A 23,767-nucleotide genomic window follows, 5' to 3' on the forward strand; every position below is an offset into this window, starting at 1 on the left:
TTTCTTTTTAAAAAGAGGACGAAGTTTTTAATATTCGTCAGTTTTGTTATATCTTTGCTGAAAATGCGAAGATAGGCTGCACCTCGGCATAAAAAATGAACGGGTTCATTTTATTCTGCATCCGGTTTGCACTATCTTTGCAGGGAATGCGAAAACAGGTTGCATAAAAATAATTAGTGTATGGGATTTTTTAGTTTTTTCTCCAAGGAAAAAAAGGAAACATTAGATAAAGGATTATCTAAGACCAAAGAAAGTGTGTTTGGCAAGATTGCGCGTGCCGTGGCAGGAAAGTCAAAAGTTGATGATGAAGTATTGGATAATCTGGAAGAGGTGTTGATAACTTCGGATGTGGGCGTGGAAACGACACTGAAAATTATTGAACGTATCGAAAAGCGTGCAGCAGCCGACAAATATATGAATGCCACTGAGCTGAATCATATTTTACGTGATGAAATCGCAGCGTTGCTTACAGAGAATAATTCGGAGGATGTGGATGACTTTGAAGCACCGATTGCGAAGAAACCATACGTCATTATGGTAGTGGGCGTCAATGGTGTAGGGAAGACTACTACGATTGGCAAACTGGCTTATCAGTTCAAGAAAGCCGGAAAGTCTGTTTATCTGGGTGCTGCCGATACTTTCCGTGCTGCTGCTGTGGAGCAGTTGGTGATATGGGGTGAACGGGTAGGTGTACCTGTTGTAAAGCAGAAAATGGGTGCTGACCCGGCTTCTGTCGCTTTTGACACACTGAGTTCCGCAACTGCCAATAATGCCGATGTGGTAATTATAGATACGGCAGGACGCCTTCATAATAAAGTCGGTTTGATGAATGAACTGACGAAAATCAAGAATGTGATGAAGAAGGTTGTTCCTGATGCTCCGAATGAGGTGTTGCTTGTGTTGGATGGCTCAACCGGGCAGAATGCATTCGAACAAGCCAAGCAGTTCACTCTGGCAACGGAGGTTACGGCAATGGCTGTTACAAAGTTGGACGGAACAGCCAAGGGTGGCGTAGTCATCGGCATTTCAGACCAGTTTAAAATTCCGGTTAAATATATTGGATTGGGTGAAGGAATGGAAGATTTGCAGGTGTTCCGTAAAAAGGAATTTGTTGATTCACTGTTCGGGGAGAATGCATGAAACGGAAGACTATAGATATCATCACTTTAGGATGTTCTAAAAACCTGGTGGATTCGGAACATTTGATGCGTCAGTTGGAGGAAGTGGGATTCCATGTGACACATGATGCGGAAAGACCGAAGGGACAGATTGCCGTAATCAATACTTGCGGTTTCATCGGTGACGCCAAGGAGGAATCCATTAATATGATTCTGGAATTTGCGCAGGCCAAGGAGGAAGGAAACTTGGAGAAGCTTTATGTAATGGGTTGCCTTTCGGAACGTTATCTGAAGGAATTGGCCGTTGAAATTCCCCAGGTGGATAAATTCTATGGTAAATTCAATTGGAGAGAGTTGTTGCAGGATTTGGGAAAGGCCTATCATGACGAGCTGCACATAGAGCGCACATTGACCACTCCCAAGCATTATGCCTATTTGAAGATATCCGAAGGGTGTGACCGTAAATGTTCTTATTGCGCTATTCCCATCATTACGGGACGGCATGTGTCGCGCCCGATGGAGGAAATACTTGACGAGGTGAAGTATCTGGTTGCACGGGGTGTAAAGGAATTCCAGGTTATAGCCCAGGAGTTGACCTATTACGGAGTAGATTTATATAAGAAGCAAATGTTGCCCGAGCTTGTTGAGCGGATTTCGGATATTCCCGGAGTGGAGTGGATACGCTTGCATTATGCCTATCCGGCACATTTTCCGACTGATTTATTCCGTGTGATGCGCGAGCGTGACAATGTATGCAAATATATGGATATTGCCCTGCAACATATCAGCGACAATATGCTGCAAAAGATGCGCCGCCATGTGACGAAGGATGAGACGTATAAGCTGATAGAACAATTCCGTGAGGAGGTTCCCGGTATCCATCTCCGTACTACACTGATGGTGGGGCATCCAGGAGAAACTGAAGCCGATTTTGAGGAGCTGAAAGAGTTTGTCCGTAAAGTGCGTTTCGATAGAATGGGGGCTTTTGCGTATTCGGAAGAAGAAGGGACGTATGCCGCTGCTGAATATGAGGATTCTATTCCCCAGGAAGTGAAACAAGCGCGCTTGGATGAGTTAATGTCTATTCAACAAGGCATTTCAGGGGAGTTGAGTGCGGAGAAAGTAGGCAGGCAGATGAAAGTAATCATTGACCGGCTGGAAGGCGAATATTATATTGGACGTACAGAATTTGATTCTCCCGAAGTGGATCCTGAGGTTTTGATTGAGCGTGGAGACAGAGCGTTGCATATAGGTAACTTTTACCACGTAGAGATAGTAAATTCCGATGATTTCGACCTTTTTGGACGAATAATTTAAAGATTTTTCCTTATCTTCTTGCATATGTGAAGAAGATTTGCTAATATAGCACCGTAGTTCAATTTAAAGGCTTACATTTTGAATAACAAAGAGTTTACTTCTGAATTGTCGCGGAGGTTAGGATACACATTGAAAGATACTTCTGAACTGGTTGCTTCATTGCTGGCAGATATGACACGGCAGTTGGAGGAGGGAAATATTATCTCTATACAAGGGTTCGGTACATTCGAAGTGAAAAAGAAGGCAGAGCGTATATCTGTGAATCCGACTACAAAGCAGCGTATGCTGGTACCTCCCAAATTGGTGTTGACTTATAAGCCGAGTACATTGTTAAAGGATAAGTTTAAGTAACCGGCTTTTAAAAAAATCTCCCGTATTATGAATGAGAAACTGAACATACAAGACCTGATTGACACGCTGGCTGAAAGGCATGGCATGAGCAAGAAGAATGCGGATAGTTTTGTGAAAGAATTCTTCCAGCTGATTGAGGAGTCTTTGGAGAAGGACAAGTATGTGAAGATACGAGGTTTGGGGACTTTCAAGCTGATAGATGTCGGGAGTCGTGAAAGCGTTAATGTGAATACGGGGGAAAGGTTTGAGATACAAGGGCATACAAAAGTGTCGTTTACACCGGAACCGGCTTTGAAAGATATTATCAATAGACCATTTTCGCATTTTGAAACTGTAGTTTTGAATGACGCTACGGTGCTTGAGGACACCCTGCAGGAAAATGACAGTGAAGATGATGAAGATACTGAAATCAAAACTCCGGAACAAGAGGTGGAGGAGAAGGTTGCCTTAGTGGAAGAAGCCACGATAGAAGAACCTTTGGTGGAAACTGTAGTCGAAGAGCCGTTAGTTGAGCCCGAACCGGAAGTTGAAGAGGAGAAACCGGAAAAAACTGAACCTGAAGCAATGCCTGAAAATATAGTTGCTGTTGAACCGGAACCGTCTGAGCCAGTGATAAAAGATACGGCAGATTCTTCGACTATGAAATATTTTATAGGCATCGTTGTATTTGTAGTGTTGTTGTGTGGTGGTGCCGTAGCTTTCATGTATTATCCGGACTTGCTTGACAAACTTACTGCAAAGCCTCTTGTAGAAGAGGTTGCAGACTCGGATGTGAAGGAATCTGTTACTGAAAAGGTGGATGTCCCTGCCGGTCAAGACAATATTGCCTTGACAGACAGCATTGTTTCAAAAGATGTTGTAGTTCCTGCCCGGACAGATACTGTGGCAGAAACTGTTGCTACAACAACTCCTGCGCTTACAACAACTCCAAAGGAAAATGTACAGGTACAGTCTCCCGCTCCTAAAAAAGAGCAGAAAAAGACAGTTGCACCGTTTGAACCGGATTCTGTGGGGTATACGATTGTGGGAACAGAAACCACTTATACCATCAAGGAAGGGGAAACGCTGACTAGGGTAGCGCTTCGTTTTTATGGGACAAAAGCTCTTTGGCCTTATATCGTGAAGCATAATCCCGGCGTAATCAAGAATCCGGATAATGTACCTTATGGTACCACTATCAAGATACCGAAATTAGCCAAGAAGCAGTAAAAAATTACTGCTTCTTTTTTGTTAAATACTAAACTCTATGAAAGTAGTTTAATCTAAAAGGTTTCGCATAGTTTTTTAATAAAAATTAGTTGGTATGGTTAATTTATTCCCGTACTTTTGGGAGCGAAAAAAATAATTGCCGGTTCAAAACCGGATAAATGAAGAAATTAAACATTAAAAAATAGATTGATTTATGGCTGAAACAATTGACATCCGCGAACTGAATGAGCGGATTGAAAGACAAAGTGCTTTCGTTACCAATCTTACCACAGGTATGGACCAGGTCATTGTAGGACAAAAGCATCTGGTAGAGTCGTTGTTAATTGGTTTGTTGTCCGATGGACATGTGTTGTTGGAAGGTGTGCCCGGTTTGGCAAAGACTTTAGCTATCAAGACGCTTGCTTCGTTGATTGATGCGCAATACAGCCGCATTCAGTTTACGCCTGACTTGTTGCCTGCCGACGTAATAGGTACAATGGTTTACAGCCAGAAGGATGAAACGTTCCAAGTAAAAAAAGGTCCGGTCTTCGCAAACTTTGTTTTGGCTGATGAAATCAACCGTGCTCCGGCCAAAGTACAGAGTGCTTTGCTGGAAGCCATGCAGGAACGTCAAGTTACTATCGGCAATGAAACTTTCGGGTTGCCCAAACCATTCCTGGTGCTTGCCACACAGAATCCTATCGAGCAGGAAGGTACTTATCCGCTGCCCGAAGCGCAAGTGGACCGTTTCATGCTGAAAGTCGTAATAGACTATCCGAAGCTGGAAGAGGAGAAACTGATTATCCGTCAGAATATCAATGGTGATAAATTTGAAGTGAAGCCCATTTTGAAGGCAGACGAAATTATTGAAGCTCGTAAAGTGGTTCGCCAGGTGTATCTGGATGAGAAAATAGAAAAATATATTGTTGATATTGTATTTGCTACCCGTTATCCGGAAAAATATGATTTAAAAGAACTGAAAGACATGATTGGTTTCGGCGGTTCGCCCCGTGCTTCCATCAACTTGGCCTTGGCTGCCCGTAGCTACGCGTTCATCAAGCGTCGCGGTTATGTCATTCCGGAGGATGTGCGCGCTGTGGCACATGACGTACTTCGCCACCGTATCGGCTTGACTTACGAGGCGGAAGCCAGCAATATGACATCTGATGAAATCGTCAGCAAGATACTGAACAAGGTTGAAGTGCCCTAACGCATAATAGAGGTTTTCGTAAACTTGAGGTTTACAATCCTATACCTGAGGCTTAGCGTCGTAAACCTTAGGGTTGAGTACCGAAAACCTCACCCCTTTTCATAGGGAAGTTTCTGTTATAAACTAAATTGCGCTTGTGTGCTTAAATGAGATTATTAAAATAAATCAATGGAAACAACAGAACTTTTGAAGAAAGTCCGTCAGATTGAGATAAAGACGCGCGGATTGTCCAACAATATCTTTGCCGGGCAGTATCACTCTGCCTTCAAGGGTAGAGGTATGGCATTCTCCGAGGTGCGCGAGTATCAGTTTGGCGATGACATACGCGACATTGACTGGAATGTGACCGCCCGCTTCAACAAGCCTTACGTCAAGGTGTTTGAGGAGGAGCGCGAATTGACAGTGATGTTGTTGGTAGATGTTTCCGGTAGTTTGGAGTTCGGTACGGTAAAGCAGATGAAGAAGGATATGGTGACGGAAATTGCCGCTACACTGGCATTCTCTGCCATTCAGAATAATGACAAGATTGGTGTCATCTTCTTTTCGGACCGGATTGAGAAGTTTATTCCGCCCAAGAAGGGACGTAAGCATATACTTTACATCATCCGCGAACTGATAGATTTTCATGCGGAAAGCCGGAGGACGAACATCCGTTTGGGATTGGAATATCTGACGAATGTGATGAAACGCCGTTGCACGGCATTTGTCTTGTCCGACTTCATCGACCAGGAAAGTTTCAAGAACGCCATGACCATTGCCAATCGTAAGCATGACCTGGTTGCCGTTCAGGTGTACGACCGTCGTGTGGAAGAATTGCCACCCGTGGGACTGATGAAGATTAGGGATGCCGAGACGGGACATGAGCAGTGGATTGACACCTCCTCGCGTGCCGTGCGCCGTGCCCATCATGATTGGTGGGTGAACAAGCAGGCGGAATTGAATGAAACGTTTACCAAGAGTAATGTCGACAATGTGTCGGTACGTACCGACCAGGATTATGTCAAGGCATTGATGAATTTGTTTGCGAAACGAAATTAATCGGAAAATGAAAAGATATTTATTTCTGATAGCGTTATTGATAGCATGGTCGGGAAGGGTAGTAGCCCAGTCGGTAACGGTAGATGCTACGATTGACTCTTTGCAGATTCTTATTGGAGAGCAGGCAAAGATAAAGCTTCAAGTATCTCTGGATGCCGATAAGCGTGCCATATTCCCGGTATATACCGATACGCTGGTGAATGGGGTTGAAATTATTGATGTGGCCAAGCCGGATACGCAACTGCTGAATGATGGCCGGCGTGCATTGATAACTCAAGAGTATACAGTTACCTCTTTCGACTCGGCTCTTTATTATCTGCCGCCTATGGAAGTGACAGTGGATAATGAGAAGTATCGCTCCAAAGCGTTGGCCTTGAAAGTATATTCGGTGAATGTCCCGTTAGACCCGGAGAATCCGGAACAGTTCTTCGGTCCCAAAACAGTGATGCAAGCGCCTTTTGCCTGGGAAGACTGGTATGGTCTTATGGCTTGTGGTGCGCTGATTATCCCGATAGGGATATTACTTGTCTATCTGATAATGCGCTTCTTCGACAATAAGCCTATTATCCGTAAGGTGAAGGTAGAACCTAAGCTGCCTCCCCATCAGTTGGCTATGCAGGAGATAGAACGTATCAAGAATGAGAAGGTATGGCAGAAAGGGGAACCGAAGGAATATTATACGGAATTGACTGATGCTCTTCGTACATATATAAAAGACCGCTTTGGTTTCAATGCTTTGGAAATGACTTCTACGGAAATCATAGATAAGTTGCTGGAAATGAAAGATAAGGAAGCAATATCGGATTTGCGTGAATTGTTCCAGACTGCTGATTTGGTGAAATTTGCCAAGCATAATCCATTGATGAACGAAAATGACGCTAACCTGATTAATGCCATTGACTTTATTAATGAAACCAAGGAGAAAGAAGAGGAGAATGCCAAGCCGCAACCTACTGAGATTACCATTATCGAGAAACGTTCTTTGCGTACCAAGATTTTGCTGGGAGCGGGTATTGTGGTGTTGGCTGTAGCTCTTGCCTGTTCATTGATATATATCGGATTGGAGTTGTATAATTATTTTGCTTAATGCTGGAAAAGTGACTTCAATCGGATATACATGAGTGAAAAATGAAGGATGTTTGGAGCGAAGCTGAATTGTAAATCGTTAAATCGTACATAAATATGGTTTTTGCCAATATTGAATATTTATTTTTGCTGCTGTTGCTTATACCTTATATAGTATGGTATATTATGAAGCGGACGAATAGTGAAGCTACGCTTCAGATTTCGGATGCCCGTGTGTATGCCCATACCCCTAAAAGCTATAAGAACTATTTGTTGCATGTACCGTTTGTATTGCGGATAATTGCCTTGATACTGATTATTCTTGTTTTGGCACGTCCGCAAACCACCGATAGCTGGCAGAACAGTGAGATTGAGGGTATTGATATCATGCTTGCTATGGACGTTTCTACCAGTATGCTGGCCGAAGACCTGAAACCTAACCGGTTGGAAGCGGCGAAGGATGTGGCGGCAGAGTTTATTAACGGACGTCCGAATGACAATATAGGTATAACTTTGTTTGCTGGAGAAAGCTTTACGCAATGTCCGTTGACAGTAGACCATGCCGTATTGTTGAACTTGCTTAAAGATATGAAGTGCGGGCTGATTGAAGACGGAACGGCAATCGGTATGGGTATTGCCAATGCCGTTACCCGTTTGAAGGATAGCAAGGCAAAGTCGAAAGTCATTATTCTGCTGACGGACGGTGTCAATAATAAAGGTGATATTTCTCCTTTGACGGCTGCTGAAATAGCCAAGAGTTTTGGCATTCGCGTTTATACTATTGGGGTAGGAACCAATGGTATGGCTCCTTATCCTTATCCGGTAGGCGGAACAGTGCAATATGTCAATATGCCCGTCGAAATTGATGAAAAGACTTTGACACAGATTGCCGGAACAACGGAAGGTAACTATTTCCGTGCCACCAGCAACTCGAAGTTGAAGGAAGTGTACGAAGAGATAGACAAGCTGGAGAAAACAAAATTGAATGTAAAAGAATACAGCAAGCGCCAGGAAGAGTACCGCTGGTTTGCGTTGGCTGCTTTCTTGTGCGTATTACTGGAGGTACTGTTACGCAACTCTATATTGAAGAAGATACCGTAAAAACGGAGAATGTCTTTTAGTGTATCAGTCATTGCGTAGCCAAATTGTAAATTGTAAATTGCTAAATTGTAAATAAAAAGATGTTTCGATTTGAAGAACCTGCATATTTGTACTTGTTGCTGCTGCTGCCTTTATTGGCGGCCTTCTACTTGTACTCCAATTATCGGAGGAGGAAAGCCATTCGTAAATTTGGTGACCCTATACTGATGGCACAGCTAATGCCGGATGTTTCCAAATACCGTCCGGATGTGAAGTTTTGGTTGGTTTTTGCGGCTATCGGGTTGTTCACGGTACTGCTGGCACGTCCGCAGTTTGGTTCCAAACTGGAGACGGTAAAACGCCAGGGAGTGGAAGTGATGATTGCGTTGGATATATCCAATTCCATGCTGGCACAAGACGTACAGCCAAGCCGCTTGCAGAAGGCAAAACGGCTGGTGGCGCAGTTGGTAGATAAGATGCAGAATGACAAGGTCGGTATGATTGTTTTTGCAGGTGACGCTTTTACCCAGTTGCCTATTACGAGTGATTATATTTCTGCCAAGATGTTTTTGGAGTCCATCGATCCTTCGCTGATTTCCAAGCAAGGTACGGCAATTGGAGCTGCAATAAATCTGGCTGCCCGGAGTTTTACACCTCAAGAAGGAGTGGGACGTACTGTTATTGTCATCACCGACGGTGAAAACCATGAAGGTGGTGCCGTAGAAGCTGCTAAGGCTGCTGCAGAGAAAGGTATCCAGGTCAATGTATTAGGGGTAGGTATGCCTGAGGGTGCTCCCATTCCAATAGAGGGTACTAATGATTATCGTCGTGACCGTGAAGGTAATGTAATCGTTACTCGCTTGAATGAGCAGATGTGTCAGGAAATTGCTCAGGCAGGAAATGGTATTTATGTGCGCGTAGACAATACCAACGGTGCACAGAAAGCGATTAGTCAGGAAATCAACAAGATGGCAAAGGCAGATGTGGAAACACAGGTGTACACGGAATTCAATGAACAGTTTCAGGCAGTGGCATGGATTATTCTGCTGTTGTTACTGGCTGAGATGTTGATATTGGAGCGCAAGAATCCTCTGTTCCGCAACATTCATTTATTCTCTAATAAGAAATGATGCGTATGTTACAGAAAAAATATATTGGAATAGTTTTGCTGCTGTTAGTGGCAGTTTCAGCTTCTGCACAGAAGGCGGAACGCGATTATATCCGTAAGGGAAACCGTTTTTTTAAGGATAGCGTATATGTGGATGCAGAAGTGAACTATCGGAAGGCTTTGGAGGTAAACCCGAAGTCAACGGTTTCCATGTTCAACCTGGGAAATACATTGACCCAGCAGAACAAGCTGCAGGAAGCGATGGAGCAATATGTGGGAGCTACCAAGATAGAAAAGGACAAATCGAACTTAGCACAGATTTATCATAATATGGGAGTCATCTTTCATTCTCAGAAGGATTATGCAAAGGCGGTAGAAGCCTATAAGGAGTCGTTACGTAATAATCCGAAAGATGATGAAACGCGCTATAACCTTGCTTTGGCACAGAAACAGTTGCAAGACCAGCAGCAGAACCAGGATCAGAATCAAGATCAGGATAAACAGGACCAACAGAAGGAGCAGGATAAACAGCAGGATCAGCAGAAAGACCAGCAACAGAATCAAGACCAGCAACAACAACCTTCTCAGCCGGAAAAGAAAGATAATGAGATGTCTAAGGAAAATGCCGAGCAGCTATTGAACTCTGTCATGCAAGACGAGAAGGATGTGCAGGATAAAGTGAAAAAGCAGCAGGTACTTCAAGGAGGTCGTCTGGAAAAAGATTGGTAACAAACATAATAGGAAATAATATATGAGAAAAATAGTTTTCTTATGGATAGCACTGATTGCAGTCGGTATGAATGTCTTTGCCGATGGCAAGGTATCGTTTACTGCGTCTGCTCCTGACGCTGTGGCGGTAGGAGACCAGTTCAGACTGTCGTATACGGTGACTACACAAAAGGTAAGGGATTTTCGTGCTCCTTCTATGAAGGAATTTGATGTGTTGATGGGGCCCAGCCGCTCGCAACAGAGTAGCGTGCAGATGATTAATGGGCAGACGACTTCAACCAGCAGTATTACATTCACTTATATTTTAATGGCGACTGCAGAAGGTGATTTTACTATTCCAGGAGCCACTATCACTGCTGATGGTAACCAAATGGTTTCGAATTCTGTACAAGTAAGGGTTCTTCCGGCAGATCAGGCTGCTAATGGAGCTTCTGGAAATGGTGGCAAACAGAGTGAGGGCACTGCCAGCCGCGCTTCTTCCGGGACATCTGTATCGAATAGTGATTTGTTTATTACAGCTACTGCCAGTAAGATGACGGTGTATGAACAAGAGGCTTTTCTGCTGACATACAAGATATATACCTTGGTGGACTTACGTATGTTTGATAATGTGAAATTGCCCGACTTCAAAGGATTCCATTCTCAGGAAGTAGAATTGCCTAATGACAGAAGATGGGGATTGGAGCATTATAAAGGTAGAAATTATCAGTCTACAATCTATCGTCAGTTTGTGTTGTTCCCGCAACAAGCCGGTAAACTGACAATTGATGCAGCACGTTTTGACGCTTCTATAGCCAAGGCTACACAAGTATCCGATCCGTTCGAGGCGTTTTTCAATGGAGGAAGCAATTACGTAGAGGTGAAAAAGACTATTTTGACTCCGCAACTGACAATTGACGTAAAGCCCTTGCCGGCAGGTAAGCCAGCCGATTTTTCGGGAGGAGTGGGAGAGTTCAATATAACTTCTTCTATCAATAGTACAAATGTCAAGACCAATGATGCTGTTACTGTCAAACTTGTCATTTCTGGTACTGGTAATCTGAAATTGCTTTCTAATCCGGAAGTTAAATTCCCCGAGGATTTTGAAGTATATGATCCGAAGGTGGACAATAAATTTCGTCTGACAAATTCGGGCCTCTCCGGTAGTAAGGTCATTGAGTATCTGGCAATTCCTCGTAATGCGGGAACTTATAAGATTCCTGCCGTAAAGTTCAGTTATTTTGATATTAATTCCCGTTCGTATAAAACGTTGACTACGGAAGAGTATGAATTGCATGTGGAAAAGGGAGCAGGCAATGCTGCTCAGACTATTGCAAACTTTACAAGCAAGGAAGAACTGAAAGTATTGAACGAGGATATTCGTTTTATCAAGCAGAATAACGTAACTCTGTCTCCCAAAGGTGATTTCTTCTTCGGTTCGTTGACGTATTGGTTACTTTATTTGATACCGGGTATTGCATTCATTACATTCTTTATCATCTATCGTAAGCAAATAGCAGCCAATGCAAATGTAGCAAAGATGCGTACCAAGAAAGCCAATAAAGTGGCGGTGAAACGTATGAAGCAAGCTGGTAAATTATTGGCTGAGAATAAGAAAGATGCGTTTTATGATGAGGTTTTGAAGGCTCTTTGGGGGTATATCAGTGATAAACTGAACATTCCGGTATCCCGTTTGTCTAAGGATAATATCGAAGAGGAACTTCGTAATTATGGTGTGAATGATGCGTTGATAAAGGAATTCCTCGATGCATTGAATAACTGTGAGTTTGCCCGCTTTGCTCCGGGTGATGATAACCAGGCTATGGATAAGGTATATTCAGCTTCTTTGGAAGTTATCAGTAAAATGGAAAACTCGATAAAACATTAATCAGGAGGAAATGGTAATGAATAAAATATTGTTTTTTACTCTTAGTCTAGTGATGGCAATTACTGCCTATGGGCAGAATTCTGCATCTGTAGATACATTACAGACTGCTAGTGACTCTACATCCGTCGGTTCACATGCGGAATTCTCTGCTGCAAGGCAAGAAAGCAATGTGACAAAGGCTGAAGGTGACAGCGCTTATATACGGAATGATTATGCTTCTGCCATTCAAATATATGAGAATCTGTTAAAGAAGGGAGAGGCTGCAGAGGTCTATTATAATCTTGGCAACAGTTATTATAAGGCAGATGATATAGCAAGAGCTATATTGAATTATGAGCGTGCCTTGTTGTTGGAACCTGGTAATGCTGATATTCGTGCAAATTTGGAGATAGCACGTTCTAAGACAATCGATAAGGTAATCCCAGTTCCTGAGGTTTTCTTTGTATCTTGGACTAAATCGTTGATTAATTGTCTTAGCGTAGACGCATGGGCTAAGTTGGGGATTGTGTTCTTTGTACTATTACTCGTTTCGTTCTATCTCTTTTTCTTTTCAAAACAGATTACGGGAAAGAAAGTGGGATTTATTGCAGGAATAGTATTCCTGGTTCTTGTTATATTGAGTAATGTGTTTGCTGCTCAGCAAAAAGGCGAACTGATGGAACGTAACGAAGCTATAGTGTTGGCACCTAGTGTCACAGTGCGTAGTACTCCCAGTGAAAGTGGTACAAGTCTGTTCATTCTTCATGAGGGACGTAAAGTTGAGATAAAAGACAACTCTATGCGTGAATGGAAAGAAATTCGTTTGGAAGATGGTAAAGTAGGGTGGGTTCCAGCTTCTGCCATAGAAGGTATTTAAATTTTCCCTGTATTCTAAAAACAGCTCGTATAAACCCGATAATTCTGCTTTATACGAGCTGTTTCTGTCTATTTTTAGGAGCTTTTTCTCTGTACTTATAATTCTGCATACTTGAAAATGATTATTTTTTGGAGAGGCAATATTCTTTTTGAAAAAAGATAAAGAAATAGTTTGTTTTATCCTTTTTTTTCCTTAAGTTTATAGCGTGATAATAAAAAGTACAGAGTATTAACCATTAAATTTATGAATATGAGAACAATAACATTTAATGAATTACGTAAGATTAAAGACTCATTGCCTAGTGGTAGTATGCATAGAATAGCCGATGAACTTGGACTGAATGTTGACACTGTAAGAAATTTTTTTGGTGGACACAATTTTAAGGAGGGGAAAAGTGTTGGGATTCACTTGGAACCTGGACCAGATGGTGGATTGGTTATGATTGATGATACTACTGTTTTAGAGCGAGCTTTAAAAATTTTAGATGAAATGGCAGGTAAGACTGAAGAAGCTGTTCGAGCTTAAGAAGAGAAAGTTAGATAGAATCCCAATTGCTGACAACAATTGGGATTTCTTGTTTGTTTTAATCTCAAAATCAATGATATATGGAAGATAAATTAGTTACTTTGGCAATCTTAACGTACGCGAAAGCTCAAATATTGAAAAATGTTCTTGAAAATGAAGGTATTGAGACTTATATTCACAATGTAAACCAGATACAACCGGTTGTTTCTTCTGGCGTACGTGTACGTATTAAGGAGAGTGACTTACCTCATGCTCTGAAAATTACTGAAAGCTCTGCGTGGTTATCTGAAGAGGTAGTGGGGGGGAAGTCACCTAAACTGGAGAAGGTTAGTAATAAAGTGCTGATTCCAGTGGATTTTTCCAATTATTCTTTGAAGGCTTGCGAGTTCGGTTTCAATTTCGCTCAGAATATAGGTGCAGAAGTTGTTTTGCTACATGTTTATTTTACTCCTATATATGCAACTTCTTTGCCATACGGAGACGTATTTAACTATCAGCTAAGTGATGAGGAGAATGTAAGGAGTATCTTACAAAAAGTTCATGCTGATTTGAATGCATTATCTGATAAAGTAAAAGAGAAGGTAGCTTCCGGCGAGTTTCCAGATATTAAATATACTTGTGTTTTGCGTGAAGGTATTCCTGAAGAAGAGGTACTCCGCTATACCAAGGAATATCGACCACGCATTATCATAATGGGAACTCGTGGTAAAAGTCAGAAGGATATTGATTTGATCGGTAGTGTAACGGCTGAAGTGATTGAACGTAGCCGTGTACCGGTATTGGCCATTCCTGAAAATACTCCATTCAAGCAATTTTCTGAGGCTAAGCGTATTGCATTCATTACTAATTTTGATCAACGTGATTTAATAGCTTTTGATTCGCTAATAAATAATCTGAAATCATTTAAGTTTTCAGTGTCTCTGATACATCTTTCAGATGTTCAGAATACATGGAATGAAATAAAACTGGCTGGTATTAAGGAATATTTTCAAAAACAATATCCACAATTGGAAATATACTATGATGTGGTAAAGAACGATAATCTGCTTAGTAGTTTAGACAGTTATATCAAAAGTAATCATATTGATATTATAACATTAACTTCTTATAAAAGAAATATATTTTCGCGCTTATTTAACCCTGGCATTGCCAGAAAGATGATTTTCCATTCTGATACACCATTGTTGGTAATTTACGGAAGACCGAATTAGGTGTTGAATATAGGTATATATGGTTTCTATCCAATATCAGCATTATGTTTAATATGGCGCTGGAATAATTTAATCTAATTTTAATTTCTTCTCTCCCTCACTTAAGAAATAACATTCTTTACTTAATGATATAACAATAATAAAAGCCTAATTAAATTATTAATTAGGCTTTTATTATAAAGTATTACATCAACTTTTCAATTTCTTCGAATTCAGGGCCCATTTGCAAATTATAATACACTCTATATAGACCATTTAACCACAAATCTTTTTGATCAGGTTTCAGTTCTCTTGCCTTTTCATAATAAGGTTTTGCCTTTTCATAGAAAGTCTTCAGAGTAGCCTGGTCTTCTTTATACTTCGGATCATTAATATCTGTAGTTGCTTTTTCTGAGAAATCTTGTGCTTGTAAGCAGTAAATCAAGCCTAAATTAGAGTATGCTTCTGCATAATTAGGATCTACTTCTATAGTTTTTTTATAGAATTCAATAGCTTTATCATAGTCCTTCATATTGTGATAAAGGTAGCCTTTTACATACAAATAGAATGTATTGTTAGGATCTTTAGCCAACATATCATCAGCAAACTGCATAGCTTCGTCATATTTGTTGTTATTGCTATAATAATCAATCAAGTGACCGAAGAAGAATGAATGTTCAGGATATTTCTGGATACCTTCTTTTAAAGAAGCAATCCATTTAACAGTATCACCTTCAGCTTTCAATGCAGTAGAGATAAATTCCATTGCGTATTTCCCAACTTCTTTATCATCTTGCGCATAAGGAGCATACTTCAAAATACTAGGATAATCTTCCATCTTAGCAGCTGCTAAACTTGCATAATATGCTATTTGGGGTAATACAGTATCTGTTTGTAATAGATTTTCCTTTTCAAACATCGGGTTGATAGCAATATCAATGTATGTTGCAAAGAAATCTAATGCTTTTTTATTGTCTTCATTGGCTGCATCGCCTTCTTTCTGTGAGGCCAAATTAAAGAATTGGATACCGCCATTGATCAGATTACCGCGTTCTGCTAAAATTGTAGCAGAATTAGATTTTCTATATTTATTCTTGATTTTGCCCTTTTCATTGGGAATTTGTGCCAATTCGTCACATTTGAAGTAGAATTTACACATGTTCAATGCGCTATTATATACCTGAAGAGTGTCATAAGGTTTTCTCAGATAGGCATTTTCCATTTCTTTCTCACTTCTTTTTCTTTGGATAAGACCTGCTACATCCCACGTTTCGGCATTGTCCTTTGTTTCGGGATTGGTTAAAGCCTGATTTATCAGTTCCTCTGCTTTGGCAAAGTCAGGATTTACTCCGTTAGCAATACTTTTAGCCTCTTTTACGTTCTTTTCTTGGGCGAAAGTAAAGCTTGCGACAAGTAGTAAAACCATTGAAAATAATACTCTTTTCATGATTGTAGAAAATTTAAATTAATATTATGTCTATTCTTCATTTTCATTGTTTACCTCGTTCTGAGGGCTTTCAAGGGTATTTTCTTCCCCCTCCTCTATAAGTTCCTCTTCATTTTCTGAAGTGACTTTACATACAGAGCCGATTTCGTCATTACGTTTCTCAAGGTTGATTAGACGCACACCTTGTGTAGCACGTCCCATGATACGAACATCGGCGACTTTCAGACGGATGGTAATACCGGATTTATTAATAATCATCAAGTCATTTTCATCTGTAACAGACTTGATAGTTACTAATTTACCCGTTTTATCGGTGATATTCATTGTTTTCACACCTTTACCTCCACGATTGGTCTTGCGATAATCTTCAATATCCGAACGTTTGCCATATCCTTGTTCCGATACAACCATAATTGTTTCCGCTTCAGGATCTTTGATGCATATCATACCTACTACTTCGTCTTGACCGTCTTCATCCAATGTCATACCACGTACACCGGTGGCAGTACGTCCCATAACGCGCACAGCACTTTCATGGAAACGAATGGCACGTCCGTTACGGTTGGCAATGATGATTTCATTGTCGCCGTTTGTCATACGCACTTCGATTACACGGTCGTCTTCACGGATAGTGATAGCATTTACACCATTTTGGCGAGGACGTGAATACTGCTCAAGCAATGTTTTCTTAATGACACCATTCTTAGTACAGAACAATACATAATGGCTGTTGATAAATTCTTGGTCGTTCAGGTTCTTCACGCGCAAATAGGCGTTTACAGCATCGTCAGAGTCGATATTCAACAAATTCTGGATGGCACGACCTTTCGAATTCTTAGTACCTTCGGGGATTTCGTATACCTTCAGCCAGTAACACTTACCTTTCTGTGTAAAGAACATCATGGTATTATGCATGGTTGCAGGATAAATATGCTCTACAAAGTCTGCATCGCGGGTTTCGGTACCTTTGGAGCCTACCCCACCACGGTTTTGCGCACGGAATTCGCTCAGCGGTGTGCGTTTGATGTATCCCATGTGCGAGATGGTGATAATCATTTCATCATCTGCATAGAAGTCTTCCGGATTGAATTCTTCTGATGAATAGACAATTTCCGAGCGACGTTCGTCACCATACTTCTCTTTTACTTCAATCAGTTCATCTTTAATGACTTTGCGGCAGAGTTCGTCATTGACAAGGATTTCTTCCAAATAAGCAATCTGCTTCTGAATTTCCTCATATTCGGCGTGCAGCTGGTCTTGCATCAATCCTGTGAGCTGACGCAAACGCATTTCAACAATGGCACGTGACTGAATTTCACTGAGTTGGAATCGCTCCATCAAACCTGATATAGCATCATTCGGGGTTTTAGCAGCACGGATAATCTTGATTACTTCGTCGATATTATCAGATGCAATGATTAATCCTTCCAGAATATGTGCACGTTCTTTGGCCTTGCGCAAATCATACTGAGTACGGCGGATGACTACGTCGTGTCTGTGCTCAACGAAGTGTTTTATCAAATCTTTCAGATTCAACAGACGTGGACGGCCATGTACCAATGCAACATTGTTCACACCAAAAGATGTCTGCAGCATTGTCATCTTGTAGAGCTTGTTGAGTACAATGCTGGCATTTGCATCACGTTTTACATCAATAACGATACGCATACCTTCACGGTCGGATTCGTCATTAGCATTGGCAATACCTTCAATTTTCTTTTCGTTGGCCAGATCGGCTATATTCTTAATCAATTCAGCTTTGTTGACACCATAGGGAATTTCTGTCACAACGATTTTATCGTGCGTCGAACCAGTCTCAATTTCGGCTCTAGCACGCATTATGACACGTCCGCGTCCCGTGAGATAGGCTTCGCGAACACCGCTCATACCGTATATATAGCCTCCGGTCGGGAAATCAGGAGCTTTGACATACGTCATCAGCTCTTCTATATCGATGTCATTGTTTTCAATGTATGCAATACAAGCGTCAATAACCTCAGATAGATTATGGGTCGGCATATTGGTAGCCATACCTACGGCAATACCAGATGCACCATTTACCAAAAGATTCGGAATACGGGCCGGCATGACGGTAGGCTCTTGCAAAGAGTCATCGAAATTGTTCTGCATGTCAACAGTCTCTTTCTCAAGGTCTGTCATCATGTCTTCACCAATTTTTCGCAAACGACACTCTGTATAACGCATGGCAGCAGCACTGTCACCGTCTACTGAACCGTAGTTACCTTGTCCATCTACCAACATGTAACGCATTGCCCAAGGCTGAGCCATACGTACAAGAGCTCCGTAAACGGACGAGTCGCCATGAGGGTGATATTTACCTAATACTTCACCTACAACTCTGGCTGATTTTTTATAAGGTTTGTCGGAGGTATTTCCTAATCCCATCATTCCGAAAAGAATTCTTCGGTGAACGGGTTTAAAACCATCTCTAACATCCGGAAGGGCACGTGAAACAATGACCGACATAGAGTAGTCAATGTACGATGACTTCATTTCCTCCTCGATGTTAATCTTTATAATTCTGTCTTGTTCAAGCATTTAAAAAGATTATTAATTATACATTTTCGGGTTCGTGAAAAACCACGCTAAAGTACTGCTTTTTTACGATATACAAAAGTTTTCCTCCATAAACTTTGTTGCCTGCAACATAAATATGGAAGTACTCCCTCCCTTCCTCACCAAATTGCTATTAATATATAAGGTATAAAGTGGAAAAACAGATTTGAAATTTATGGCACGGGATTTGTATACTATTAAATCAGTTAAATATGATACGCTGAATTAATAAATGCGTATCTTTGTCGTGGATAACCTTTTTAATTGAGGAGAATTATAAAATATGAACAATCAATTTTCACAAAGAGTTTCAGACATAATTACTTATAGCAAGGAAGAAGCCAATCGATTGAGAAATCGCTATATTGGTCCGGAACACCTTCTGCTCGGCATGCTGCGTGATGGCGGAGGAAAAGCTATTGAAATATTGTTGAAACTTGATATAGATTTAAAACGAGTAAAAAGTCGTCTGGAGGGTTTCCTAAAGGATGCCGAGGACGATACTCTCTTGCCGGACGCTGAAGTGCCCTTGTCCCCGATGACGGCTAAGATATTGAAGATGTGTATGCTTGAAGCGCGTTTGCTGAAAAGTGCAACTGCCGATACGGAACATGTATTGCTGGCTATCTTGAAAGATGGCGACAATCTTGCTGCAACTGTTTTGGAAGAACACCGGGTGGATTATCAGGCTGTATTTGAACAGCTTTCGATGAAATCGACCAATCCGAATGCGGGAATGGGATTCACCGAGGATGATGAAGAGGATGAAGAAGATATGAATATGTCCCGCTCCTCCCGTACTGGGGGAGCTGGTTCGGCTTCGGCTGCACAGGCTGCATCCAGAAAGCCGTCCAATGATACTCCTGTGCTGGACAATTTCGGCGTAGACATGACGCGGGCTGCCGAAGAAGGCAAGCTGGACCCGGTTGTGGGTCGCGAACGCGAGATTGAACGTCTGGCGCAAATCTTGAGCCGCCGTAAGAAGAACAATCCGGTGCTTATCGGTGAACCTGGAGTCGGAAAATCTGCCATCGTAGAGGGTTTGGCATTGCGTATTGTGCAAAAGAAAGTTTCGCGCATTTTGTTTGAAAAGCGCGTGGTGATGCTTGATATGGCCTCTGTGGTGGCGGGAACAAAATACCGTGGTCAGTTTGAGGAACGTATCCGCTCTATCATCAACGAGTTGCAGAAAAATCCGAATGTCATCCTTTTCATCGATGAAATCCATACGATTGTAGGTGCCGGTGCTGCTGCCGGTTCCATGGATGCTGCCAATATGCTGAAACCAGCTTTAGCGCGTGGTGAAATACAGTGTATTGGAGCTACCACTCTCGATGAATACAGAAAGAATATCGAGAAAGACGGTGCTTTGGAACGTCGTTTCCAAAAGGTGATTGTAGAGCCTACCACAGCTGAAGAAACGCTTCAGATATTGAAGAATATCAAGGAGAAGTATGAAGACCATCATAACGTGAGCTACACGGATGAAGCCTTGGAAGCATGTGTCAAGTTGTCAGCACGCTATATAACCGACCGCAACTTCCCGGATAAAGCTATTGATGCTTTGGACGAGGCGGGTTCGCGTGTGCATTTGACGAATATTAATGTTCCGAAAGAAATTGAGGAACAGGAAAAGCTGATTGAAGAGGCACGTAGCCTGAAGGCTGAAGCTGTAAAGTCACAGAATTTTGAGCTGGCTGCCAGCTACCGCGACCGTGAGAAGGAACTTTCTGTCCGCTTGGAGGAGATGAAGGTTGAGTGGGAAGCCCGTTTGAAGGATGACCGCCAAACGGTAGGTGAAGAGGAAATAGCCAATGTTATTTCAATGATGTCCGGTGTACCCGTACAGCGCATGGCGCAGGCAGAAGGACTTAAACTGGTCGGAATGAAGGAAGAACTACAGGCGAAGGTGATAGCTCAAGATGCTGCGATAGAGAAACTTACCAAAGCAATCTTGCGTAGCCGTGTAGGGTTGAAAGACCCGAACCATCCCATCGGAACTTTTATGTTCCTTGGCCCTACTGGTGTGGGTAAGACGCATTTGGCAAAGCAATTGGCAAAATATATGTTTGGCTCTGCCGATGCCTTGATACGTATCGATATGAGCGAGTATATGGAGAAATACACCGTATCTCGTATGATTGGTGCCGCTCCGGGATATGTGGGCTATGAGGAAGGCGGCCAGTTGACTGAAAAGGTGCGTCGCAAGCCGTATTCCATTGTCTTGCTGGATGAGATTGAGAAAGCCCATCCGGACGTGTTCAACATCTTGCTCCAGGTACTGGATGAAGGTCGTTTGACTGACAATTATGGCAGAACCATCGATTTCAAGAATACGGTTATCATTATGACCTCCAATATCGGTACGCGGCAGTTGAAGGAGTTTGGCCGTGGCGTAGGTTTTGCGGCACAAAACCGCACGGATGACAATGAACATTCGCGCAGCGTGATACAAAAGGCTCTGAACAAGACCTTTGCTCCCGAATTCTTGAATCGTTTGGATGAAATCATTACTTTCGACCAGCTCTCTTTGGAGGCCATCACAAAGATTGTGGACATTGAGCTGAAAGGTTTGTACGAACGGGTTGAAGCAATTGGTTACAAGCTGGTTGTGGAGGATGATGCAAAGACATTCCTTGCTTCGAAAGGGTACGATGTACAGTTTGGTGCGCGCCCATTGAAGCGCGCCATTCAGAACCACTTGGAGGATGGACTTTCCGAGCTGATAGTGGCGGAGGAGTTACAGCCGGGTGATACGGTAAACGTATCAGTAGACAAAGAAAAAGACGAGCTGAGCATCAGGAAGGCATAAGCTGTTCTTTATAAAAACCGTCAAAATGTCAGTCCTTATGGGCTGGCATTTTTTTTGTGCTATATCTGCCGGAATAATTAAAAATATAAATCTAAAAAATATAAATGTAGTATGCAAAAAGGTAATATTGGGGTAACTACTGAGAATATCTTCCCCGTCATTAAAAAATTCTTGTATAGTGATCATGAAATTTTTCTCCGTGAGTTGGTTTCTAACGCGGTTGATGCTACACAGAAGCTGAAAACACTCTCCTCTATCGGTGAGTTCAAGGGTGAAGTTGGCGATTTAACCGTACATGTTTCGCTGGGAAAAGATACCATTACGGTGTCCGATCATGGTATTGGGCTTACGGCTGAAGAAATAGACAAGTATATTAACCAGATAGCTTTCTCTGGTGCCAATGACTTCCTTGAGAAATATAAAAACGATGCCAATGCCATCATCGGTCATTTTGGATTGGGGTTCTATTCGGCTTTTATGGTTGCCAAGAAAGTCGAAATCATCACTAAGTCCTATCAGGAAGGCGCCCAGGCTGTAAAGTGGACTTGCGATGGCAGTCCGGAGTTTACGATTGAAGACACTGATAAGGCTGAACGTGGTACGGATATCGTTCTCTATATAGACGATGACTGCAAGGAGTTCCTTGAAGAAGCGCGCATTTCTTCTTTGTTGAAGAAGTATTGCAGCTTCCTCCCTATTCCGGTTGCATTCGGCAAGAAGAAAGAATGGAAAGACGGCAAGCAGGTTGAAACTGCCGAGGATAATATCATCAATGACTCCAACCCGTTGTGGACGCTGAAACCCAGCGAATTGAAAGATGAAGATTACAAGAAGTTCTACCGTGACCTTTATCCTATGTCCGACGAACCTTTATTCTGGATTCATCTGAATGTGGATTATCCGTTCCACCTTACCGGTATTCTGTACTTCCCCAAAGTGAAAAGCAACATCGAGTTGAACAAGAATAAGATTCAGCTTTATTGCAACCAGGTATATGTGACGGATTCGGTAGAAGGTATTGTTCCCGACTTCTTGACCCTGCTGCATGGTGTGCTCGATTCACCGGACATTCCATTGAACGTTTCCCGTTCTTATTTGCAGAGCGATGCCAACGTGAAGAAGATTTCTACATATATCACGAAGAAGGTGTCAGACCGTTTGCAGTCTATCTTCAAGAATGACCGTAAACAGTTTGAGGAAAAGTGGAATGACTTGAAAATCTTCATCAACTACGGAATGCTTACGCAGGAAGATTTCTATGATAGAGCCAAGGATTTTGCCCTTTTCACCGATACAGACAGCAAATATTATACTTTCGAAGAGTATAAGACGTTGATTAAAGATAACCAGACGGATAAGGATGGAAATCTGATTTATCTGTATGCCAACAATAAAGATGAACAATACAGCTACATAGAGGCCGCTACGAATAAAGGATACAATGTGCTGTTGATGGATGGACAGCTGGACATTGCGGTGGTGAGCATGTTGGAACAGAAGTTCGAAAAGGTTCGCTTCACTCGTGTAGACAGCGATATTATTGATAATCTGATTGTCAAGGAAGACAAGAAGAACGAAGCGTTGGAAGCCGGCAAGCAGGAAGTTCTTTCTTCCATCTTCAAGAGCCAGTTGCCCAAGATGGATAAGACGGAGTTCAACATCACGGCGCAGGCTTTGGGCGAAAATGCCACTCCTATCATGATAACTCAGAGCGAGTACATGCGCCGTATGAAGGAAATGGCGAATATCCAGGCTGGAATGAGCTTCTATGGCGAAATGCCGGATATGTTTAACCTGGTATTGAATTCAGACCATAAGCTGGTAAAAGAAGTTCTGGCAGATGAAGATAAGGAATGTGCTGCTGCCGTTGCTCCGGTTCAGGCAGAGATGGATGAAGTGAACAAGCAGCGTACTGACCTGAAAAAGAAGCAGGAAGGCAAGAAAGATGAGGATATACCGACTGCCGAAAAGGATAAAGTGAATGAGCTGGATAAGAAGTGGGACGAACTGAAAACACAGAAAGAAGGCATCTTCGCCGATTATGCTGCCAAGAATAAGGTTGTCCGTCAACTGATAGATTTGGCACTGCTGCAGAATGGTATGTTGAAAGGTGAAGCTTTGAACAACTTTGTCAAGAGAAGCATTGACCTGATAAAATAAGCCCCTTTAAATTTGCATTTAATATATGCAAGGGTATTGTGATTCTTCGGAGTCGCAATACCCTTTTTTTATTCATTTTCACCAATTAGGGTGTGATTTTCTTCGTTGAATACGGCATTTTTAGAAACT

The 23,767-nt window shown here is 42.0% G+C and carries 18 protein-coding genes; 16 read left to right on the forward strand and 2 right to left on the reverse strand.

Features of this window, described 5'->3' with window-relative positions:
- Positions 1-180: 180 nt before the first annotated feature.
- From ftsY to DW896_RS04570, 14 genes are all read left to right on the forward strand, one after another.
- Positions 181-1,140 carry a signal recognition particle-docking protein FtsY gene (ftsY, locus tag DW896_RS04505; protein ID WP_005827738.1) on the forward strand — a complete coding sequence of 320 codons (960 nt, stop codon included), beginning with the start codon at positions 181-183 and terminating at the stop codon, positions 1,138-1,140.
- Positions 1,137-2,435 (forward strand): 30S ribosomal protein S12 methylthiotransferase RimO, encoded by a 1,299-nt coding sequence (rimO, locus tag DW896_RS04510; RefSeq protein ID WP_009038370.1) that lies wholly within the window; start codon positions 1,137-1,139, stop codon positions 2,433-2,435. Before ftsY ends, rimO begins: the two co-directional genes overlap by 4 nt.
- Positions 2,436-2,513: 78 nt before the next feature.
- Positions 2,514-2,786 (forward strand): HU family DNA-binding protein, encoded by a 273-nt coding sequence (locus DW896_RS04515; RefSeq protein ID WP_005827742.1) that lies wholly within the window; start codon positions 2,514-2,516, stop codon positions 2,784-2,786.
- Between the two features lie 27 nt (positions 2,787-2,813).
- Positions 2,814-3,995, forward strand: a complete 1,182-nt coding sequence (locus tag DW896_RS04520) for an HU family DNA-binding protein (protein ID WP_009038371.1) — start codon at positions 2,814-2,816, stop codon at positions 3,993-3,995.
- Positions 3,996-4,188: 193 nt separating this feature from the next.
- Positions 4,189-5,184, forward strand: coding sequence for a MoxR family ATPase (locus tag DW896_RS04525; protein WP_005827745.1), 996 nt, complete (start codon positions 4,189-4,191; stop codon positions 5,182-5,184).
- A gap of 168 nt (positions 5,185-5,352) precedes the next feature.
- Positions 5,353-6,222 carry a DUF58 domain-containing protein gene (locus DW896_RS04530; RefSeq protein ID WP_005827747.1) on the forward strand — a complete coding sequence of 290 codons (870 nt, stop codon included), beginning with the start codon at positions 5,353-5,355 and terminating at the stop codon, positions 6,220-6,222.
- Positions 6,223-6,229: 7 nt separating this feature from the next.
- Positions 6,230-7,309: a hypothetical protein gene (locus DW896_RS04535; protein ID WP_009038372.1), complete on the forward strand. Its 1,080-nt coding sequence runs from the start codon at positions 6,230-6,232 to the stop codon at positions 7,307-7,309.
- A gap of 95 nt (positions 7,310-7,404) precedes the next feature.
- On the forward strand, positions 7,405-8,388 hold the full coding sequence (locus tag DW896_RS04540; RefSeq protein WP_009038373.1) for a VWA domain-containing protein: 984 nt from the start codon (positions 7,405-7,407) through the stop codon (positions 8,386-8,388).
- An 80-nt stretch (positions 8,389-8,468) separates the two neighbouring features.
- On the forward strand, positions 8,469-9,497 hold the full coding sequence (locus tag DW896_RS04545) for a VWA domain-containing protein (protein ID WP_005827751.1): 1,029 nt from the start codon (positions 8,469-8,471) through the stop codon (positions 9,495-9,497).
- Positions 9,494-10,204 carry a tetratricopeptide repeat protein gene (locus DW896_RS04550; protein WP_008664501.1) on the forward strand — a complete coding sequence of 237 codons (711 nt, stop codon included), beginning with the start codon at positions 9,494-9,496 and terminating at the stop codon, positions 10,202-10,204. Before DW896_RS04545 ends, DW896_RS04550 begins: the two co-directional genes overlap by 4 nt.
- A 22-nt stretch (positions 10,205-10,226) precedes the next feature.
- The gene (locus DW896_RS04555) at positions 10,227-12,071 is read left to right on the forward strand and encodes a BatD family protein (protein WP_009038374.1); all 1,845 of its coding nucleotides are present in this window, start codon (positions 10,227-10,229) and stop codon (positions 12,069-12,071) included.
- 10 nt (positions 12,072-12,081) lie between these two features.
- Positions 12,082-12,927: a tetratricopeptide repeat protein gene (locus DW896_RS04560; RefSeq protein ID WP_005827754.1), complete on the forward strand. Its 846-nt coding sequence runs from the start codon at positions 12,082-12,084 to the stop codon at positions 12,925-12,927.
- 249 nt (positions 12,928-13,176) lie between these two features.
- On the forward strand, positions 13,177-13,452 hold the full coding sequence (locus tag DW896_RS04565) for a DNA-binding protein (RefSeq protein ID WP_085929906.1): 276 nt from the start codon (positions 13,177-13,179) through the stop codon (positions 13,450-13,452).
- A gap of 80 nt (positions 13,453-13,532) precedes the next feature.
- Complete coding sequence (locus DW896_RS04570; protein WP_005827758.1) at positions 13,533-14,663, forward strand: universal stress protein; 1,131 nt, start codon at positions 13,533-13,535, stop codon at positions 14,661-14,663.
- A gap of 184 nt (positions 14,664-14,847) precedes the next feature.
- Here DW896_RS04570 and DW896_RS04575 read toward each other — a convergent pair whose 3' ends face one another.
- Positions 14,848-16,089 carry a M48 family metallopeptidase gene (locus DW896_RS04575; protein WP_005837195.1) on the reverse strand — a complete coding sequence of 414 codons (1,242 nt, stop codon included), beginning with the start codon at positions 16,087-16,089 and terminating at the stop codon, positions 14,848-14,850.
- 30 nt (positions 16,090-16,119) lie between these two features.
- Positions 16,120-18,648: a DNA gyrase subunit A gene (gyrA, locus tag DW896_RS04580; RefSeq protein ID WP_005827761.1), complete on the reverse strand. Its 2,529-nt coding sequence runs from the start codon at positions 18,646-18,648 to the stop codon at positions 16,120-16,122.
- A gap of 301 nt (positions 18,649-18,949) precedes the next feature.
- Here gyrA and DW896_RS04585 point away from each other — a divergent pair, with 301 nt between their 5' ends.
- Positions 18,950-21,478, forward strand: coding sequence for an ATP-dependent Clp protease ATP-binding subunit (locus DW896_RS04585; protein WP_009038376.1), 2,529 nt, complete (start codon positions 18,950-18,952; stop codon positions 21,476-21,478).
- Between the two features lie 111 nt (positions 21,479-21,589).
- The gene (gene htpG / locus DW896_RS04590; protein ID WP_009038377.1) at positions 21,590-23,638 is read left to right on the forward strand and encodes a molecular chaperone HtpG; all 2,049 of its coding nucleotides are present in this window, start codon (positions 21,590-21,592) and stop codon (positions 23,636-23,638) included.
- Positions 23,639-23,767 lie beyond the last annotated feature (129 nt).

This window comes from Bacteroides sp. AM41-16 (genome assembly GCF_003603495.1).
GTDB classification, from domain to species: domain Bacteria; phylum Bacteroidota; class Bacteroidia; order Bacteroidales; family Bacteroidaceae; genus Bacteroides; species Bacteroides uniformis.

Coding starts and splice junctions, on each gene's coding strand:
- DW896_RS04555 (WP_009038374.1), top strand. CDS start 10,227: ATGAGAAAAATAGTTTTCTTATGGATAGCACTGATTGCAGTCGGTATG.
- ftsY (WP_005827738.1), top strand. CDS start 181: ATGGGATTTTTTAGTTTTTTCTCCAAGGAAAAAAAGGAAACATTAGAT.
- DW896_RS04535 (WP_009038372.1), top strand. CDS start 6,230: ATGAAAAGATATTTATTTCTGATAGCGTTATTGATAGCATGGTCGGGA.
- DW896_RS04540 (WP_009038373.1), top strand. CDS start 7,405: ATGGTTTTTGCCAATATTGAATATTTATTTTTGCTGCTGTTGCTTATA.
- DW896_RS04570 (WP_005827758.1), top strand. CDS start 13,533: ATGGAAGATAAATTAGTTACTTTGGCAATCTTAACGTACGCGAAAGCT.
- DW896_RS04550 (WP_008664501.1), top strand. CDS start 9,494: ATGATGCGTATGTTACAGAAAAAATATATTGGAATAGTTTTGCTGCTG.
- htpG (WP_009038377.1), top strand. CDS start 21,590: ATGCAAAAAGGTAATATTGGGGTAACTACTGAGAATATCTTCCCCGTC.
- DW896_RS04585 (WP_009038376.1), top strand. CDS start 18,950: ATGAACAATCAATTTTCACAAAGAGTTTCAGACATAATTACTTATAGC.
- gyrA (WP_005827761.1), bottom strand. CDS start 18,648: ATGCTTGAACAAGACAGAATTATAAAGATTAACATCGAGGAGGAAATG.
- rimO (WP_009038370.1), top strand. CDS start 1,137: ATGAAACGGAAGACTATAGATATCATCACTTTAGGATGTTCTAAAAAC.
- DW896_RS04560 (WP_005827754.1), top strand. CDS start 12,082: ATGGTAATGAATAAAATATTGTTTTTTACTCTTAGTCTAGTGATGGCA.
- DW896_RS04545 (WP_005827751.1), top strand. CDS start 8,469: ATGTTTCGATTTGAAGAACCTGCATATTTGTACTTGTTGCTGCTGCTG.
- DW896_RS04565 (WP_085929906.1), top strand. CDS start 13,177: ATGAGAACAATAACATTTAATGAATTACGTAAGATTAAAGACTCATTG.
- DW896_RS04520 (WP_009038371.1), top strand. CDS start 2,814: ATGAATGAGAAACTGAACATACAAGACCTGATTGACACGCTGGCTGAA.
- DW896_RS04575 (WP_005837195.1), bottom strand. CDS start 16,089: ATGAAAAGAGTATTATTTTCAATGGTTTTACTACTTGTCGCAAGCTTT.
- DW896_RS04530 (WP_005827747.1), top strand. CDS start 5,353: ATGGAAACAACAGAACTTTTGAAGAAAGTCCGTCAGATTGAGATAAAG.
- DW896_RS04525 (WP_005827745.1), top strand. CDS start 4,189: ATGGCTGAAACAATTGACATCCGCGAACTGAATGAGCGGATTGAAAGA.